17 protein-coding genes and 1 pseudogene are annotated in these 17,351 nt (G+C 40.0%); 7 read left to right on the top strand and 11 right to left on the bottom strand.

The window, feature by feature from the left end; all coding sequences use genetic code 11:
• Nucleotides 1-13 precede the first annotated feature (13 nt).
• The 7 genes from IQ246_RS16175 to IQ246_RS16145 all read left to right on the top strand — a co-directional run bounded on the left by IQ246_RS16175 (nucleotide 14) and on the right by IQ246_RS16145 (nucleotide 4,462).
• On the top strand, nucleotides 14-520 hold the full coding sequence (locus tag IQ246_RS16175; protein ID WP_194004374.1) for a DUF192 domain-containing protein: 507 nt from the start codon (nucleotides 14-16) through the stop codon (nucleotides 518-520).
• 125 nt (nucleotides 521-645) lie between these two features.
• Nucleotides 646-1,359 (top strand): response regulator transcription factor, encoded by a 714-nt coding sequence (locus IQ246_RS16170; RefSeq protein WP_194004373.1) that lies wholly within the window; start codon nucleotides 646-648, stop codon nucleotides 1,357-1,359.
• 13 nt (nucleotides 1,360-1,372) lie between these two features.
• On the top strand, nucleotides 1,373-1,936 hold the full coding sequence (locus IQ246_RS16165; protein ID WP_194004372.1) for a hypothetical protein: 564 nt from the start codon (nucleotides 1,373-1,375) through the stop codon (nucleotides 1,934-1,936).
• A 96-nt stretch (nucleotides 1,937-2,032) separates the two neighbouring features.
• Entirely contained in the window at nucleotides 2,033-2,899 is an 867-nt protein-coding gene (locus IQ246_RS16160) for a chromosome partitioning protein ParA (RefSeq protein ID WP_194004371.1), read from the top strand.
• Nucleotides 2,883-3,626 carry a hypothetical protein gene (locus tag IQ246_RS16155; RefSeq protein ID WP_194004370.1) on the top strand — a complete coding sequence of 248 codons (744 nt, stop codon included), beginning with the start codon at nucleotides 2,883-2,885 and terminating at the stop codon, nucleotides 3,624-3,626. Before IQ246_RS16160 ends, IQ246_RS16155 begins: the two co-directional genes overlap by 17 nt.
• The gene (locus tag IQ246_RS16150; protein ID WP_194004369.1) at nucleotides 3,610-4,215 is read left to right on the top strand and encodes a DUF6753 family protein; all 606 of its coding nucleotides are present in this window, start codon (nucleotides 3,610-3,612) and stop codon (nucleotides 4,213-4,215) included. The genes IQ246_RS16155 and IQ246_RS16150 overlap by 17 nt, the downstream gene beginning before the upstream one ends.
• A gap of 13 nt (nucleotides 4,216-4,228) precedes the next feature.
• Entirely contained in the window at nucleotides 4,229-4,462 is a 234-nt protein-coding gene (locus IQ246_RS16145; protein WP_194004368.1) for a hypothetical protein, read from the top strand.
• Here IQ246_RS16145 and IQ246_RS16140 read toward each other — a convergent pair.
• The 11 genes and pseudogenes from IQ246_RS16140 to IQ246_RS30395 form a co-directional block, all read right to left on the bottom strand.
• Complete coding sequence (locus IQ246_RS16140; RefSeq protein WP_194004367.1) at nucleotides 4,459-5,241, bottom strand: hypothetical protein; 783 nt, start codon at nucleotides 5,239-5,241, stop codon at nucleotides 4,459-4,461. The genes IQ246_RS16145 and IQ246_RS16140 overlap by 4 nt on opposite strands.
• Before the next feature lie 43 nt (nucleotides 5,242-5,284).
• On the bottom strand, nucleotides 5,285-8,284 hold the full coding sequence (locus IQ246_RS16135; protein ID WP_194004366.1) for a DUF3854 domain-containing protein: 3,000 nt from the start codon (nucleotides 8,282-8,284) through the stop codon (nucleotides 5,285-5,287).
• Complete coding sequence (locus IQ246_RS16130; protein ID WP_194004365.1) at nucleotides 8,277-8,741, bottom strand: hypothetical protein; 465 nt, start codon at nucleotides 8,739-8,741, stop codon at nucleotides 8,277-8,279. Before IQ246_RS16130 ends, IQ246_RS16135 begins: the two co-directional genes overlap by 8 nt.
• A gap of 185 nt (nucleotides 8,742-8,926) precedes the next feature.
• Nucleotides 8,927-10,774 (bottom strand): type IV secretory system conjugative DNA transfer family protein, encoded by a 1,848-nt coding sequence (locus IQ246_RS16125; protein ID WP_208492185.1) that lies wholly within the window; start codon nucleotides 10,772-10,774, stop codon nucleotides 8,927-8,929.
• A 3-nt stretch (nucleotides 10,775-10,777) separates the two neighbouring features.
• Entirely contained in the window at nucleotides 10,778-12,049 is a 1,272-nt protein-coding gene (locus tag IQ246_RS16120) for a hypothetical protein (protein ID WP_244142055.1), read from the bottom strand.
• A gap of 52 nt (nucleotides 12,050-12,101) precedes the next feature.
• Nucleotides 12,102-12,647: a hypothetical protein gene (locus tag IQ246_RS16115; RefSeq protein ID WP_194004364.1), complete on the bottom strand. Its 546-nt coding sequence runs from the start codon at nucleotides 12,645-12,647 to the stop codon at nucleotides 12,102-12,104.
• On the bottom strand, nucleotides 12,644-14,236 hold the full coding sequence (locus IQ246_RS16110; protein ID WP_194004363.1) for a TrbI/VirB10 family protein: 1,593 nt from the start codon (nucleotides 14,234-14,236) through the stop codon (nucleotides 12,644-12,646). The genes IQ246_RS16115 and IQ246_RS16110 overlap by 4 nt, the downstream gene beginning before the upstream one ends.
• Nucleotides 14,237-14,238: 2 nt before the next feature.
• Nucleotides 14,239-15,027: a hypothetical protein gene (locus IQ246_RS16105; protein ID WP_194004362.1), complete on the bottom strand. Its 789-nt coding sequence runs from the start codon at nucleotides 15,025-15,027 to the stop codon at nucleotides 14,239-14,241.
• A gap of 100 nt (nucleotides 15,028-15,127) precedes the next feature.
• The gene (locus IQ246_RS16100) at nucleotides 15,128-16,258 is read right to left on the bottom strand and encodes a hypothetical protein (RefSeq protein WP_194004361.1); all 1,131 of its coding nucleotides are present in this window, start codon (nucleotides 16,256-16,258) and stop codon (nucleotides 15,128-15,130) included.
• A 2-nt stretch (nucleotides 16,259-16,260) separates the two neighbouring features.
• A complete protein-coding gene (locus IQ246_RS16095; protein ID WP_194004360.1) occupies nucleotides 16,261-16,986 on the bottom strand; it encodes a hypothetical protein in 726 nt (241 codons plus the stop codon).
• A gap of 2 nt (nucleotides 16,987-16,988) precedes the next feature.
• Nucleotides 16,989-17,225: pseudogene (locus IQ246_RS30395) on the bottom strand (hypothetical protein); the annotation flags it as partial.
• Between the last annotated feature and the right edge of the window lie 126 nt (nucleotides 17,226-17,351).

Genomic DNA, 17,351 nt, shown 5'->3' with positions numbered 1-17,351 from the left:
TCCCAACTTCTTTTTGAAGTCTATTAAACACAATCCCTATGTAATCGCTTTTAAGATCATCGAAATTATAGGGCCAGTTTTAGGGCTATCGCTAATACTAGGAGTAGTTGCTAATTGGTATCTGCAAAATTCTCCCCAACAGTTGCCTATTAAATATAGGCTCATTCAGAGAGAGCGTACTTTTTACCTAGAATCAGCCTCATTGCCAGAAGAGTTGTACAAAGGGCTAAAATTTCGGACTGATTTACCAAGCAATAGGGGAATGTTATTCAACTTAGGTAGACGGCATACTAATGTAGGCTTTTGGATGTACAAAGTTCAAATCCCCCTTGACATTATTTATTTAGATGGTGGTGTAGTAACAAAGGTGATTCATAATGTACCCCCATGCCCAAAACAACCATGCCTTATATATTATGCTCCTGCTGCAACTCATGTTTTGGAGCTAAGAGCAGGGCAAGCTAATCAAGCTCATATCCAAACAGGAGTGAAACTGAAGTTTTTACCACACAAGGTATAAAGCCCCTATTTTTAAATACTATGAGGTTCCCTTTACGAGTGTATTGTTTCTTCATAATTTACTTGAATTAAGACAATCATGTTAGCTTAACGTTTAATATATAAAAGTAGCAATGTATTGACATCATGATCCGTATAGTAATTATTGAAGGGCAGGCTCTTTTACGCCTGGGATTGGTCAATGCAATTTCGCAATCTTCAGTAATGGAGGTTTGTGGAGAGGTAGCTTGTGCAGCAGAAGGGATAGAATTAGTTGCACAAACTTTACCCGACATTGTAATCATCAATATTTCTTTACCAGATATGGGTGGTATAGAAGCCACAATTGCAATTAAACAACAGTTTGATTGCAAAGTGGTCATCTTGACAGATCAGGATGATGAAGAAATAGTTGCCCTGGCATTGAGCGCTGGGGCAGACTCGTATTTGCTCTCGACTTCTGAACCAGAAATTTTGAGATATGCAATTATCAAGACAAAAGAAGGCGAGTGTTGGATTGATCCAAAACTGCCAAAGAACTTTTTATTTAATAGCAACAAAGCAAAAGAGGAGAAAAATACTAACCAGAAGGGAAAAAAGTTTGGGGTTACTTTAACAAGTACCGAACTCCGAACACTTAAGTTAATGGCACGCGGTTTATCTAATGAGCAAATCGCAAAAACGATGAATGTAACAGAAGGTACAGTTAAATGTTATGTTCACTTAGTGAATAAGAAATTACAAGCTCACAACCGTGTTCATGCAGTTATGCGCGGAGTCAAACTTGGATACTTTAATTACAACAGCGTGATTTTTGAAGTATTAGGTACTTGTCCCGAAAAAAGATATCAGCCATCATAACAAGAGAGTCTAAATGCTGAAAATTAAAAATGTCGTAGCAATACTTGCTTTTTCGTTAGTTGTAGGCTCATGCCAGGCTAATAGCGTTGATGCACAGTCAAATGCAGAATTACGCAGGGTTGAAGGACTAGTCAAAAGCACACCCCCACTTTATAAAGTGTCATGGAAGGTTTGTGGGGTTCAAAAAATTGTCTCTATGTCTCGTAACCTCAAAAATCAATGCTTAGAATCAAGTCAGTTAGTCTGGGGGCCAGCTGGACAATATGAGATGGTACGGAGGCGAGAATTCACTACAGGCATAGACCTACATTTATTTGTGAAGTCACGAGGGTGCTTGAATAAGGGTAAACCCGCAGCCGAAGGTTATTACTTAATGAAGGATTTTCATGTAGGTCCAGCAAATGAAGAAGCTACTCTTCCTAAACCCACATCTGATATCAAAATTCAGCAATTGACGACCAAAGAAAAATCAATTGCACTTTATAATTTTCTTACTTCTGAACCAAATCCCTTATTAATGGGAATCCGCAGCAGATATGAGTGTCAAGGTAAACAAGAGTGGCTTCGTAATCCCTAATTTCAGAGAAAAATAATTCCAAATTCAGAAAGTATAAATAAAATTACATTCTGTTTTTTGACCTGTTTGTAAAAGTAAATGACAAAAAGAAAAAGAATGACGAACGTAACTGCCGAGCAAACAACTACTGAACAACCCATAACTGACCAAACAACTACTGAAGAAGCAATATCAGAAGATACTCAAACCAACAGAAGATTAATTATTGTTACTGGTGATAAAGGTGGCGTGGGTAAAAGTACATTTGCTAGAGCGCTGCTACAAACATACATAGATACCAATCAGGAATTTGCGGCGTTTGACGCTGATACATCAAATCCTCAAATCAAGAGATTTTACGGTGATGATTGTGAAGTACTACCTTTTGACATTTTCACTAGAGGAAAAGCTGATGCGTTTCTCGATACTTTAAGAACTTTGATGTCACCGCCATTAAAAAAAGAACAAGAAGTGCCAACTCAACCAAAATCCTTATTTTTGTTGGAGTTGCCATCACAATCAATTCAGTATTTCCGACTGTTTGAGAAAGAAATGGGCTTTTTTAAAATATTAAAAAATGATCTAAAATCACAGGCGACAATGGTAGCGGTAATTAACCGCACGAAAGATTCTGTCAATCAACTGCTTCAAATGCATGATTTTTGTAATGGGCAGGTTGATTATGTAGTTGTGAAAAATCTGTTCTTTGGGGAATCAGAAGCGTTTGAAAGATATGACAATTCAGCCTCAATAAAAAAGGTGAGGGATGAAGAAGGAGTTAAGTTACCAGAAATATATATGCCAGATTTAATTGCTCATGCCTATGATTATCTTGATGAAAATAACTACTCCTATGCACAAGGAATAGCACAGAACGAAAAATTATCAGTTCGGGGTAGGGTTAACCGATGGATGGAAAATTTTAAAGAGTCAATTACTCCAGTCAAAGACTTGTTAGGACTGAAAGATGTCACTCTCTCCTAGACGCTTGATCATGACTGTAGGTGATTCCCGTGTAGGTAAATCTACAGTTTTACGATTGTTAATTGATTTGCTTCATGCTCAAGAGAAACAAATCAAGGTCTATGATCATGATACCCGCTTTAAGCTGGCCGCCTATTCCCAAATAGTTCCAATTGAAAGCATAGATTTTTTTCGAGGTGGAACTGACATTATTTTGGATGAATTTAATGGCAATTGTGATGCTCTAGCTGTTGATATGCCAGGACAGTATTTAGATAAAGTTTGTCAATACATCCACAAAGTGCATTTATTTAAATTACTAAATGAGTGCGGTTGGCGGCTAACTTTATTGCATCCAATATCTCATAGACTAGATTGCGTAGAATACTTGGAACAATTACTAGAATTTGTTGGCTCGTCAGCTGATTATATAGTAGTGAAAAATCAATACTTTGATAAACAGTTTAGCCAGTATCAGCGCTCATCAGTATATGAAAAGCTATCTACACTCAACGGCACTGAGATTATCTTAAAAGAGTTGAATAAGTATAGTTACGAAACAATAGAGAGTATAGGCTTGCCCTATTCAGCCGTAAGTAATCATCTAGCAATATATTCGGTATATCGAGCCTATACTTATCGCTGGGCTAAAAGTTTTTACTCTGCTGTGATCAATAATTCCATTGCGAAAAATTACTTGGGATTGAATAAATCTCAACGGTCAGAAGAATATGAATACACTTTCTGAAGTAGAAAAACAACGCATTCAGGAGCTTTCATCGGAGATTGGATTTGATCCAGAAGACCCGATGTTTCAAATCATGAGCATCTTAGGGAACTTTGAGGAGATGATGATTCAATTCCCCGCTCAAATGGAGGCATTGCTGGAAGCAGGTGGATTAATGATTGACCAAAAGTTGCAATCAGCCAGCCGAAGCGCTGAGGTGATGCAACACGCAGTCATTACCGCAGCTGTCAAGGATGTATTGAAGCAAGAAATGCAAAGGCTCAAGCCAGGGATATCTTTGGGAGTTGAAGCGCCGCAAATTGGTAAGGTAAAACTGGGCTTTTGGTCTATTTCTAGTATTCTCGGTGGAATGATTGCTGTGGGTACAATCCTTGGTTCGTTCACTACTCAAAATGTAATTGCTAATTATATAAGTGATCCGCTCACTGGTGTAACTGCCAACGACATTAAGCTTTTACAGTGGGCAAAGTCAACTGAGGGCAAACAAGCCCGAGAGTTAGTGATAGACAATAGAACTGACCTTGAGGTTTGCCGCAGGGACGACCGTTTATTGGGCCGCTGTGTGATTAAAATCAAGAAGTCTAAGTAATTAGGCTTTTATAATGCCAAAACCAAAAGTTTTACTGGATCTGCTAGAGAAAGTTGTAGAAATCGCTATATTTGTTGGCTTAATTATTTTAGCGATTTATGAATTTGATACGGACGTTATCGAAGCAGGTTTTTATTTGCTACTAGCGGCGATCATTTCCCCTTTCTCTAAAATCGACAAACCAGCAAAGCGATCGCTACTGACCTGTGGCTTTATTGGTGGAATCTTAATTGGCTATTTTTACTAATCCCCAATCTCTGTCCCTTTGTTCCTTTGATTAAGTCGCTTTTGTTGCAGGCGTGATTGTACATCTCTTTGTTGTTGTTGCTGGTCGAGGTCGGTGATCTCTCTAGCTTCTTGTTGTGAAAGATTATCTTGCAAGATATTAAATTCCATGCCGCCCTCTTTCTCGGCTTTAAAAGCTGGGTTTGGTTGTGTAGGTTGGGGATTAGTGCGCTCAACGCTGACAACTTGTTTATTGTCTTGTACCCGAAGCTGGGTTTTATACCCGTTCAGATCATATCCACGGATTTGATTGCCCAGTCCCTTACCCTTGGTAATGATATTGTCCATCACTATTCTGATAAAAGACTTTTTCGAGTCCTTGGTTAAACGTGCTTCTAAAAGTGCTTCACTTTGCTCTGAAGTCAAAGATAAATATTTTTCTTGTTCTTGAATTCGTTGTTTAAATTGCTCAAGTTGGGACAGCACACTTTGCTGTTTAGGCTGAGTATTCTGCGGAGATTCTACTCCAAATTTATTCAAGTACTGGGAGAGATATTTTGTTTTTAGTTGCTGCCTATATTCTTCAAGAGGCTGACCTTTGGATAATAGCTGCCCTAATTCTAAACTTGCTTGTTGTAACTCTTGAGGAGATTTTTGGAGATGATTCGCGTCTGTATTGACTTTTTCTGAAGTGGATTCTTTTAGTATTCGATTAAGTCGGGCAATCATCATATTATCAGAGATGCCCCCAGGATTAATCTCTCTTACCTTTTCTAAAGTGGAAGTTTTTCTTGATGACATAACTATTATTTATAAACAGGCTTAAGAAAAAAGTTCTACTGAATTATAACTCGATATCACGAGATTTACGCTGATTACTTGATTGACGTTTAGGAGAAGATTGTAAAGGAGACAGAGAGCCAAGTACTGCATTGAGTTCAGTTGCAGTAGAATTAATAGGTGGCAAGCCATCGCCACTATCTAAACTATTAGCCATCTCAATAAAAATGGACTTTTCTTGAGGAGAAATCTTCCAAGCTTTAATAGTACCAGGATTATTTTCGTTGTGATAATTATCAATCCTCACTATCGGGTCGTTCCTGCTTTTAGCCATATCAGTACCAGAGCGGTAAACTAGCAATGAGGTCTTATTGGATTGAGAGAGTTCTACAAAAGTATAGGCTTGACTGTGATAAACTCTGCTGCCATCATTTTGTCTTGTTCCATACTGGTTTATTAGCTCTTTAATGGTGCGACCCATATATCCACGTTTCGGAGTATTTTCTGTTTCTGTTACCTGAGTTTTTCTATATGACGTGTTTTTTGGCGCAGAATTACTATGAACTGTAGTATTAGCAGTATAGTTATTTGTAGGTTCTCTTGAAATATAAGTACTAGATTGTTGTTGCCCAGAATGAGAATATTCTAACTGGACTCTTTTAGCAATTAATCTGAGATTATTCATATCCTCTTCATTAACTTTCATGATCTGAATTTCATTAGTATTCGTGTCAATCTGGACAGCGACTCTTTCTAGCCCCTGATTATCTTTCTTGATTAACTTAATGAATGATTGACCTGTTTGCTGATTAACTTTAGATTTAATTCTGTACTCTCCCACTTGTAAATGTTTACTACTTACTGTCTCCATAATCGTAGTAAGCAGTTGTGAGAGTTCCGATTTTTGGAGATTATTAATAACTTTCTGAATTCCCAAAGGAGCAAGAGAGCCAAGATTCTGCTTCAGTGTTATAGCATCTTCATAAAATGAAGGTAATTCGCTTGAGTCAGTTATATTTAAAAATTCCTGCCTTTCCACTGGGAGCATCTTTAAAGGAGGTTTAATAATTTTTACTTGCTCTTTTTTATCAACTTCAAACTGCATTAAGGGAAAACTAAAGTAACTTTCTTTTTCATCTACCGCACGGTGAATACTGATTTTATCCCCAGATTTTCTAATACTGAAAGCCTCGCTTCTATAAACAAGACTGCCATCATCCTCCTTGCCTCCATATTGGTCAATTAGTTTTTTAGCAGTCAGGGCAATCTGTTTATTCTCTTTTTGGAGCAAAAAACTTCTAGGAAGATTTTGAGCATAGTTTGGCACTTGTCGCTGCCCAGCCCAGTATTTTTGAAAGCTAACCTGAGTGTTCTCATTCTTATTAGAAGCTTCTAAATCAGCGGCAGCTATTTGAAACTCAACAGAGTCTTTTGATAGTGGTAAATTCTCTTGTAGTTTCTGTGTTAATATGTCAATCTCAGCAGAGTTTAACTCAGCCGGGTTAGACGTAACAGTGCCGTCAGAGAGTTTCTCGTAAAGGTTGATTTCTCTACCATCTTTAAGGGTGATTATGAATCTTAAATCAGGTGGTGGATTTTGCTGTTGCCATTGCTGCAAGGGTAAGACTTCACTCATTACTTTTTGGTAAGTCTCAGTCCCATGAACGACAATCAAATCGTCAATGCCTTTTTCTGGGCCTGGTAATGAAACTACACTGACTTTCACACCGGCAGTTTCTAATAATTCTCCAGTTTTAGCTAGAGCTGCAAATACACTCCGTTTTGTCTTAGCCTCGGTTTCGTAATCAAAACAAATTTTAATATCACGCCCTGGTGTAGCGAATACGGCAAACTCTTCACGTAAATGGGGAGTAATAGGATTTTTTCGCTGATCATAAGAGCGATAACCAGCGTTTATTCCTGGCAGTCCAATCGCTGCATCCCCTTGAGAGAGAATAGCCGCAGTCTTCTTGGCTCCTTCAGTAATAGTAATCGGGATATTATGTTTCCATACACAGTACCAAAAACCGGATTGGCGATCGCTCTGGTTCGGGTTAACCCCGGCTTTGGAGTAGACTTTGTTAGCGATTTCATCCGATACTTCTAGCAAGAAAATACTTAATCCAGTTTTCGGCGGATGTTCGTACTTAATTTTTTTGAGTTTTGGGGGTTTATCTGGGGTTTCTGGACTAGAAAATTTGTTGTGCCAAGTCCAAGAGAATTTCTGTTTTTTCTGATCTACTTGATATCTCGGTTCATCGGGTTTATAACAACCCCAAAGTTTTTGAAGGGGTTGCTGTCCCGGTGACAAATTAGCGAACGAACGCGGATCAATGCCAGCCTCACACCACCATCCGCCTTTCTCTATGTGGCTATATCGTTTTAAGTTTCCATCTCTAAGCCGTCCATCATTGCGGCGAGGAACATCATTACTATAAAATAAGTGTTCCCAAGCCTGATGCTGCCATCCATTTTGATGTAAGCTTTTGAAGTTAGCAGAGGCTATAAGCGGATCAATTGCACTGTCCTCCACCAGTTCTTTCCAATGTTTTAGGTCGATGTGCTCAGGATTCCAATCAGATGAAGACGTTTGTACTTGATCTGTGGATGAAGACGCTGATGATTGCGGCTGTGCATTTGTAACTGTTTCTTCTTGCTGTTGCGTCTCTGTGTTTGTGGATGGTGACGATGGTGATCGAGACTGTACAGTAACATTGGTGGATTGTTCTGATGCTGCTGAAGACTTTGCAGTAGTTGATACATCAGAATTTACTAGATTTTCCTCGCTAATTCCTGACTCTGGTTCATCCTCTTCTTCATACCAGTCATGATCCTCATAATCAATTTTCTCCCAAGAATATCCCCCCGATTCATTGGGCTTCATGACGTAAGTATCATCACCAATTTCAATGTGCGCCAATTTGTCCCACTCGTACTGCATCCGCTCTACAGATGCTTCAATCACAGGGATCAGTGCATTTAAAATCTTGAGAGTCCTTTCGTAATCCCCTCTATCAAATATTGTAGGATTAGTGAGTAAATTCAAAGAGCGTTCATTAAACATAGAATTTCGACTCGGCAATGTTGATAATATCTGTGTATGCCTTATACAAAATTTCGTACTGTATCCACTGTGCGCCCAAACATTTCAAATCAATGATTTGAGTATTAGAAATAACGCGATTAAAAATAATATCAAACTCTACATAATTTCGCCTGGCTGCTAGAAAAACTATATATTGTAAGTCGTGCCAACCAATACCTTCAATATATTTTTGGATAATTTGCTCATAACATTGTTCATCGATAATTACTTTTAGACGGCATAAAACAACTTTAACGTGTATACCCACTTTTTTTAGTAAAGGTCTGAGGCTGGACTGTTTGGAGAAAGTCTTGATAATTCCAGTTGTACTCGCCAAAATATTTACCATGTTTCCTAGTAGTCTTTTTTTAGCTTTATCTAACTGACGAATGTATTGAAAATCAGCTAGGGCAAATTCCTTGATTCTAGCTCTCACCACACCTCCTACAAAATAATAAGGAGCCAGGAATGAACAGGGTGTAGGGGATATACTTAAAAGTAGGGGTTTCAACGAACCTACACCCCACACCCCACACCCTTATCGGTCAGAATAGCTTTCTACAGTTAGAAAATAAATTATTGCTTAATGTGTAGGTTTATTCTGAATTCAGCCTGCCGTTCTTATAAAATTGATTTTAAACTATCAACAGGCAACGCTTGCACCCCAGCTTCTACAGGGTCTTGCGGAATTGGTAATCTCCGGTCTACTTGTTGAATCCTGATGTCTAAATCCCGTTGTGTAGGAGGTAGTTGAGTACTACGTCGCGCTAATGTATTAACTAATTTCCCCCAAGCCTGTTGGTTATATTCCTCAATATCTTTCACAGATTGAGGAATTTTAATACTTTTCAGTAGTGGAATTGACCCCTCTTTTTTATTAGCGTAAGCTGGGTTGATAAATACACATTTCCCTGCTGGCAGCTTTAAGAACTGTGCAGATTCAAACAGTTTCCTAGTTTTTTCTTGTTCACTAGTAGTGGTGCTAGGTTTTCCACCGCCAGTCGAACGACTCTTTTGTTTGTACTTGATTTCTTCATCTCCCAGAAAACTGGAAAATAACTGTGCAGATTCATTTTCCCCAGGGTTAAACACGAACTTAGTACCACAAGCCCCTAAAATAGTTTTCGCTACTTCCTTACCGTAATTCTTTTCAAGTTGCCCCATGTTCTGCCAGCCGAGAATGCCGCAGAAACCCTCACTTCGGGACTCGTTGAGCCATCTGAATAAATCAGGTAGATAAATACTAGGCAATTCGTCTAATCCTACTATTAACGGGTCAGAGCGCTTTTTGGCGATGTTCCGTGCTACAGTCATGTGTAAAATACTGGTCATCAAAGGCGCAACTGCATCCCGACGTTCTCTGTCCAAACCAAAGATAATCATTTGCTTACCTTTGATTTCTAAGGGCAGTGTTGTCTTACCGACAAAACAGCCGAGCGTGTTCTTCGCCATAAAACGAGTAAACATTAACGATGCTGTGGCAGTAATCCCCGCGACTGTTTTCTCACTAGAAGCCGAACTGAATAATTGACCAAAGGCAATCCTAATCCAAGGATTTAAACTAGCGGCCATCAGTCGTTCAACCATTCGTTCACTTGAAAGTATGGCAGCTGCGGTCATGATGTCTGCATACTCACCGAACTCCTTAGTTAACATTAAAACTGCTTGAGTTAGCTGGTCGCCGGATGGACCGAAGAATCCATCTTCATTGGAATTATTCAGAATGCGGAAGTTTTTGTTAATCACCGTCGCCAATTGACGCGCTGTTTCCGCGTCTCCCGAATCTCTTAAAAAGTCCAGTGGATTGCACACTTCTGATTCAGGGAACCCCGGTGCAAAAATGTGAACATCATAACCCATCTTTCGGGCATAAGCTGCAATTTTCGCTTGCGACGGGTACTTGAAATCGTAAAGTAATACTGGGTATCCTTGAGCGATCGCACTATAGATCATCGGGTTAATCGCACTAAAAGTCTTGCCACTTCCTGGTGCGCCAATTGCGGCTGTCCCCCTTTGTACAGATGGTACATATAAAGAAATATTTTCATATTTAATTTTTCTTGACAACAAAACTTCAGCGACTAGAGGAATATGAAAAAGCTTCTTGGTTAAGCTATTTAAAACACTTGAATCATTAACTTTCTTTTTACTAGTACTTTTGAGAAGTAACTGACCAACATAAAGACTAGCACTATCGCATTCAGGAGAAATCAACTGCTCTAAAGCTGAAATTCTGGCTTTTTTACTCTCCTTTTTTCCTCCCCAATAGCTAGTAGCAAGTTTTTTCTTGTTACTACCATCGCCCAAGACTACTTTCATTAATAAGTAAACTCCTAACATCCCCAGAAGTGCCAACCCATTTGGAGTAAACAGATGATGAGTGTATTGCCCAATATCATCTTTAGGGTTTTGCAACTGGTCAAAGCGAAATGATTGACTAGATATTGCTGTCGCTTGGTTTTTAGTCATTTTTTAAGGTACAGTAGAAGGGCTTCCAAAAATAATTGGGTCTTGTTCACGGTAAGAAATGAATGGTACAGGGCCAACGAAGTAGGGAGTGCAAGTACGACCTACAAAAGGAATAGTTTTGCAAAACCTAAAAAACATCGCAGTTTGCATTTCTCCTTTTGCTTCATCTATATCCCACACCACTTGCTTGAAAGCAGTCCCGAAGGGATGGCGACCCGTTGGCTCTTTACCATCATTAACCGCTTTTAAGATGCCGAAACCGCCTTTTACCTCTTGTACTTTGCCAGAGATCCATTGCGCTCCAGTAGTTCTGCCTAGCCCGGACATCTCAGCATGAGCGCAATTATTTTGATAGCATGGAACATTGAACCCTTCTTGATAACTGCCAGAGATACTGCGAATGCGATTAGCTTCGATATCTCGCAGTACTAAATCGACTTTACCAATAAATGAAAGATCAGGATTTGGTAAGGAAGGAAACTCGCTCCAAGGCAAATCTCTCAATCCTGGAACAAGTCCAATCACAGTATCTTGCCATCTATCAAATTTATCAATCGAGGCCTCCCCGATTCCAGGAATAGATGTAAGTTGATACTTTGATAAATCAATCGCACTTCCCAACTCAACACCCTTTAGCTTGGGATTGTTGAGGGAGTTACCAATTGTGCCACGAGGAGAAACACCAACTCTTATATAAGTATCGTAGATTGCTTTAATGCTGGCTGGTGATTTATTTGTGAGTGTAGGGATAGCCTTTACCAAAGTGGGGATAGTTTGTGTTTTAATTACCCCAAAATCAGACAGTCTCAAACTGTTTAAATCTATGTCTAGTAATTGTGATATCTCCAATAAGTTGAGTTTCTCAATTGAAAACTGGGCATCTTCAAAGTCCCCAAGTTCCATGAAATCTGCAATACTTTGTCCAGCACTCCAAGTCCTGGTTTCTTCCCCTCGGTCAGTGGGGTAACTAACACTGCCGCCTTCGCCCATAATCATGTCACTAAATTTCATCCTTGACCAGTCAGGAATAAAACCGCTGCCGGAATCAACCACCGGGACTTGGGCTGAAGCACTAGGCATGAGATAAGCGATGGACTGATTCAGGATTCCATACTTCCAAAAAGCATGGAGGAAAAGAACAATGGCTAAACCAAAAAATATTAAATAACGTAGTTTATCGTCTCTTTGTTTTCTTAACTGCTGTTTAGTAGACCTTAGTCCCCCACCTATAGGTGGCAAGTCTTGATGAGAGCTTAAATCTCCCGTTATAGACAATCCCTGTTCCCTGTTCCCTATTTCCTGTTCCCCGTCAACAGTCTGAGTATATTTACTTAAGAGGTAGCTTAACATTAGATAGTGTACGTGGTCGTCTGGGGTTGAGTTTGACTGGTGTTCTCTCAATTGAGTCATAAGAAACATCGCTCTGTATTGCTATTTGGCTGTACTCAGGTGCTCCAGCAGCAGCAGTTACTTGAAAGTGGTAAGCTTTGCGCCTACCATCTGCTGCTTGAGTAATGATCGTCAGGTGTGTTGACTTTGATTGGGGTAAGCCAGGAATATTAACTTTTTGGATGCGCCGTAAATGAATCAGTCCGGCTCCAGAACTTTGGCAGTTAGGATTAATTCCCTCCAAACAACCATCAGTGTCAATTAAGATTTGGGAGGGATCGTCAATCCACACTCGCTTGATAATCTCGTTGACTTCGTAAAATGAAATACTTACCCCATTGCCATTCCAAACTTTGATGGTTTGTACAACCGCAGTACTACCACTGGCTTGCGATTGTCTAATTGTGCGGACTACAGGTGAAGCAAGTGCTGTTAATGGCATCAAACAGATCCCAGCGATCGCAAAGATAATTAACTTATTCACGGTAACTCCAGGGTTCGATTCACTATAAACGTGATTTTCGTTCCCTTGGGGACATACCAGATGTTGGGACGAGAAAGAATTTCTTGAGCAGAATCTTGACTGCGTTGTGAAATAATTTCACCAAGTTTGCCAAAAGCCCCTTGCAAGAATGCCCCGCCAATATTACGTCTAGTATTTGAAGTCACGTTAGTACTGAAAGTGCCAACAGCAGAGTTGATAACGCTACTGCTAGAATCCGATTGATTGATAATTTCGCCTACTTTGCCTACACCACTCACTATCCCAACAGTTAAGTCCTGTCCAGCTAATTCTCCACCTTTGTCCTTGAAAGGTTTAGCGATTAATGGATTTCCTCCTTCCCCCAATAGGGAGATCGCATCCTTAGCAATTGGATATTCTGTGTTGTCTTTGATGATTGAAGTAACTTGTGCCTTAGCATAACTAGCACCATTTACAGAAATTACGGAAACTGCGACGAGCGTTCCTCTTGGAATTGCCACATCGCCATAGTTGTCATACAAATCTTGAGTCAACTTTGCTAAGTAGCGGGAGGAGTTAGAATCTGATTGTCTAGTTGAACTTTGTTCTACTGACTGTTCTTTGATTAAAGGCGTCATTAATACGCCATCAGCAAATTGTCCCACTACTAAGTAGCGGCTTTTTGTCACTGAATTGTCGCCTGAAGCATTATCAGTGGCAGCAATTAAATCAGCAGAATTTTGTGTCTTTGACCAACGAGGGCGAATTTTCTCAATGCTATTTGATGATCCGGAAAATAAAGATTCTTTCATCCCACCGTTAGCAGATATCTTCTGAGATTTAACTGGCTGTCTAAAATTAGAGTCAATCTGATTGTTTGGGAGTGTATCGCTGTTTAAATTAGTAACATTATTAGCATAATTTATCTTGCCGAAAGAGCCTAAGCTTCGTAGTCGATTCAATTCACTAATTGGATCTACCGCTCGTTTTACCGTAGTTATCGACTGAGGTCTAGCAGCAGAATAATTACGTGGAGGAGCGGCAATTGCTCTAGGTGGTGGTGAATAATTCCTTTGTACATAGCGCGGGGGCGGTGGAGGAGATGAGGCAACTGCTACACTTTGGCGTGAAATAGGAACGTTTTGTTTAGGGGTTGGAGGCTTCTCTACTTTTGAAAGTTGAGACTTATTTTTTTGGCTATCAATTTTATCTAACTCTTGAGCTTGCTTAGAAAGAGCTAACTGAGCATAAACATCCCCATCATTTTCTGATAAGGCTTGCTCTGTTGGTTGATTAACAGTTTTATTCGGTTCTTCTTTAGCTTGATTACCTCCATTAATAATGCTGTTAAATAGCATAAAAAACACCAGGAAACCACCAGCTAATGGAATACCGACCATTCCCAGCCTTGACCAAGGAGAGGTAACAACTGTATGCTTGGTTATTAATTCAGTATCATCTTTATCATCTTCAACAAGGTCAGAAGTCAGAGGGAAGACGTTCGAGGGATGTTCCTCTCCTTCTCGATTCTCTTCATCATCTAACCTTAGTATTTCATCTACGGTTGACAGATTATTTTCATCTGGAAAATGTAGATTATTAGTTGCCATAATTATTTTTTCCTTTCGCCTAGATTTAAATCAACAACTTTTGTAATCTCTAATCCAGGGGCGCGAATTGCATAGATTTTCTTGGCTAAGTCTGTGATATCTTTAGGAGTAGTTTGGGGAGTGGTAATTGATTCCACCGTCACGGTTTTGTTGAAGGGAATTCCGCTTCCGGCATTTTCTCTTTTTTGAAAAGTGACAAGGGTGGCTACTAAATCAACCTCCCATTCACCAGATTTTATTTTGCGTGGCTCTGAGATAAATCTCGGTATCAGCGATACTTGCATGTCACCGCTCCATACATCTGTTTTAGTCATCGTCGCTAGTTTCTGTAAAAAAGCAGCGCGGAAGTTCTGCTTTTCTGAAAACGCAAAAGCCGCTTCGTAAGCCTTAGTTGTCACCCTATAGAGTTTATTTAATTTTCCACCACTTACCTCCACACCTGGATCTGGTTTGGTGATTGATTCTCCTTTTTCATTGAATGTTTGCAGTAGCCCATCCCAACTAAACATTCTGATGAAGGAGTCGGACACAAACTTTTTAATTACTTCTGGCGATCGCTCAAATGGATCTACAGCAATTGCACTAATTGTTTCTCCTGATGATAACTGGACTAGTGAGGGCATTTGATTTTTCACCAAAGAACGAGTCGCACCATAGTTTAAAATTTGTAACCCTAGAGATATTAACGCCATTGAGAAAGCTGCGGTGCAAAGCAACCCTACTCCCGTCGGTACAGAAATACCATTGGTTAAAAGTTTTAGGCGTTCTTTTTTCGGCTTTGCATTTAACATCTGATTAAAAATTGGGTAAGGGGGAAAGGATGAACAGGGTGTAGGGGATAGGGTGTGGGGTGTAGGGAGCCCCCTGCCCCCATATTTTAGAAACATCAAATTAAATCCCTCGACGAATTACTTTAGCTAGAGCACCCCCTCCATACGAGACGACTGTCACAGCCACATCTTTAGCAACATTAATAGCCTGGTCTGCGGCATTGTTGAGCTGCGTCAATAGTGCTAGTCCACCTCCGGCGGCTAATCCGGTTGCCAATGCTGGGGCAATAATTCCAATCACAAATAAGAAAAATAATGGCTGATCCGACCTGGAATTAGCCATTAATTCCGCTGCAAATCCCGTAATAATATTGAAGGAAAGCTTGGCCATTCCCACAGAAAAATATCCAACTAACCAGGTAAAGATTGATTTCGACCCATAAGGAAGTAATGAGCCACCTACCGCCAAAGGCCCTAAAAGTGCAGTCAGCAGCATCGTTAACTCTATACCCCATTGATATGCACCTCCTAATGCCACCAATATATTTGTGATCGTTCCTGCCACCACTGAGCCGACATAAGCGCTGAACGGCGAAAGCAATATTTGTACGGGATTGGCTCCTCCCTTAATTGCATCAATTGGAGCGCTTATTATCCGATCTATACGATCTATTAGCCAAGCAAACGGGCCATCAGAGCCAACAAAGTAACGCGGATATTCATTCATCAACCTCTGCTTGGCTTCAGTCAGACAATCAATTGCATCTTGTGGTGCTAAAGAAGAAGTTCGGCACATTTCCATTTCTCGACCAATGGCACTACGAACTGCTTCTACACCTAATGCTTTTTGGTAAGCTGCTCTTAAATCAACCCCAGCCGCAGTACGTATTAGCACATACCTATTTGTATTGTTAATCATATCTCTAATTGCCATTGTTCCTTGCCCCAGCAGCTGCCCATTTTGGAACAATAATGCTGCTACTGTTAGGGGCCAGATTAAATCTGTAATCGCCCGTGTTTCTTCAAAATTGAGCATTTGTTTCGTCCACTCAATCATAAAGAATACGAGTGTTGACACCGCAAATAAAGTACCAACTGTACACAAAGAACCATACAACGGCCCGTTTAAAAGCTCTGCCCATAATTCGTTAAAGCCTTGAGAAATCGCATCGGCATTTTCAGCAGAGTTTTGAGCTAAATCTCCTCCTGTGAAGGCCCCTTGAGCTATTAATTTAGGGAAGAATAATCGCATAATTATTTTTCTATATAAGCAGGATCTAAATTGGACATGACAATTAATTCTTGAGTTAGCGAGGCTAGCCCCATCGTTCGCAGATTCTCTCTTTCACGATTAGAAGCAATATTGTCTGCAATCTGCGAAAGCATCAAATTTCCTTGGGCTGTATCTAGCCGTGCTGTTTCAGTACTGGTATCAAGTTGTGCCAGCATTGAAATAGTCAAAGCATTTTGAGCCGCGATCGCTTTGAGAATATTCTGAGAGGCATCCATTGCTTGTGCTTGATCGCCCAACCCCTTAACCGATTGTGCTATCTGCATAGTTGTTGCTAATTTCCTAGCTGTATTTAATTGTCCTTCTTTGCTCATCACCGCAGATACAGAAGACTTCGCTAACTGCCTCTCTAACTCCTGCCCCATAACTTTTGCCTCTGGCAATGAACGGCTAGCCCGAAGTCGCTCTTTTAAATCTTCACTACTAGCAATCGGATCTACTGCACCCATCGACCCAATTGCGCTATCTATCGCTGCTTGAGCATCTGTTCTAATACCGCTCCAGGCCTCATCTATTTGGGTTTGGGCTTTTTGTTCTAATTCCCTGATTGAGTCTTGGGCATCACTAATGATTGTTTGAAAAAAACTCTCAATATTTAACGAAAGTGCCAAACTCGGCGTTGATAATAATACGCCCCCAATTACTATAAACGCAAAAATGACAATTTTGTTTTGATGATTTAATTTCATAATTATGAAGCTTTATTTAAGTTTGGTTCCGAAACACTTTCTAGCAACTCTTTGGCTAAATTAGACAACTCTTCACCTCGAATCATCCTAATATAATCCTCGCTAAATCTAAATAAACCTAATATAGGGTTATGTTTATATTTGTTGAGGAAAAGACTTCGCAATTCTTGTTCATGAGGATTATTAGCGACTGCTGCCAATAAACAGTACGCTGGATAGTATCGACAAAATGTTAACTGGGAGCATCCCAGTTTTTTGCAAAGAAAGCGAAAATCAGTCAGGATAAGTAAGACGAGTGTATTTACTTAGCGATGACCCCAGAACAAAAACAAGCTCTTCAAGAACACATTCAAGCGATCGCTAAA

This window comes from aff. Roholtiella sp. LEGE 12411 (genome assembly GCF_015206995.1).
Classification (GTDB): Bacteria; Cyanobacteriota; Cyanobacteriia; order Cyanobacteriales; family Nostocaceae; genus Komarekiella.
Note: the sequence above shows the minus strand (reverse complement) of the source record. Positions and strands in the feature narration are given on the sequence as shown.

Excerpts from the sequence above, each read along its gene's own strand:
- IQ246_RS16170 (WP_194004373.1), top strand. The coding sequence starts at position 646 with ATGATCCGTATAGTAATTATTGAAGGGCAGGCTCTTTTACGCCTGGGA.
- IQ246_RS16165 (WP_194004372.1), top strand. The coding sequence starts at position 1,373 with ATGCTGAAAATTAAAAATGTCGTAGCAATACTTGCTTTTTCGTTAGTT.
- IQ246_RS16160 (WP_194004371.1), top strand. The coding sequence starts at position 2,033 with ATGACGAACGTAACTGCCGAGCAAACAACTACTGAACAACCCATAACT.
- IQ246_RS16155 (WP_194004370.1), top strand. The coding sequence starts at position 2,883 with ATGTCACTCTCTCCTAGACGCTTGATCATGACTGTAGGTGATTCCCGT.
- IQ246_RS16150 (WP_194004369.1), top strand. The coding sequence starts at position 3,610 with ATGAATACACTTTCTGAAGTAGAAAAACAACGCATTCAGGAGCTTTCA.
- IQ246_RS16145 (WP_194004368.1), top strand. The coding sequence starts at position 4,229 with ATGCCAAAACCAAAAGTTTTACTGGATCTGCTAGAGAAAGTTGTAGAA.
- IQ246_RS16140 (WP_194004367.1), bottom strand. The coding sequence starts at position 5,241 with ATGTCATCAAGAAAAACTTCCACTTTAGAAAAGGTAAGAGAGATTAAT.
- IQ246_RS16135 (WP_194004366.1), bottom strand. The coding sequence starts at position 8,284 with ATGTTTAATGAACGCTCTTTGAATTTACTCACTAATCCTACAATATTT.
- IQ246_RS16125 (WP_208492185.1), bottom strand. The coding sequence starts at position 10,774 with ATGACTAAAAACCAAGCGACAGCAATATCTAGTCAATCATTTCGCTTT.
- IQ246_RS16110 (WP_194004363.1), bottom strand. The coding sequence starts at position 14,236 with ATGGCAACTAATAATCTACATTTTCCAGATGAAAATAATCTGTCAACC.
- IQ246_RS16105 (WP_194004362.1), bottom strand. The coding sequence starts at position 15,027 with ATGTTAAATGCAAAGCCGAAAAAAGAACGCCTAAAACTTTTAACCAAT.
- IQ246_RS16100 (WP_194004361.1), bottom strand. The coding sequence starts at position 16,258 with ATGCGATTATTCTTCCCTAAATTAATAGCTCAAGGGGCCTTCACAGGA.
- IQ246_RS16095 (WP_194004360.1), bottom strand. The coding sequence starts at position 16,986 with ATGAAATTAAATCATCAAAACAAAATTGTCATTTTTGCGTTTATAGTA.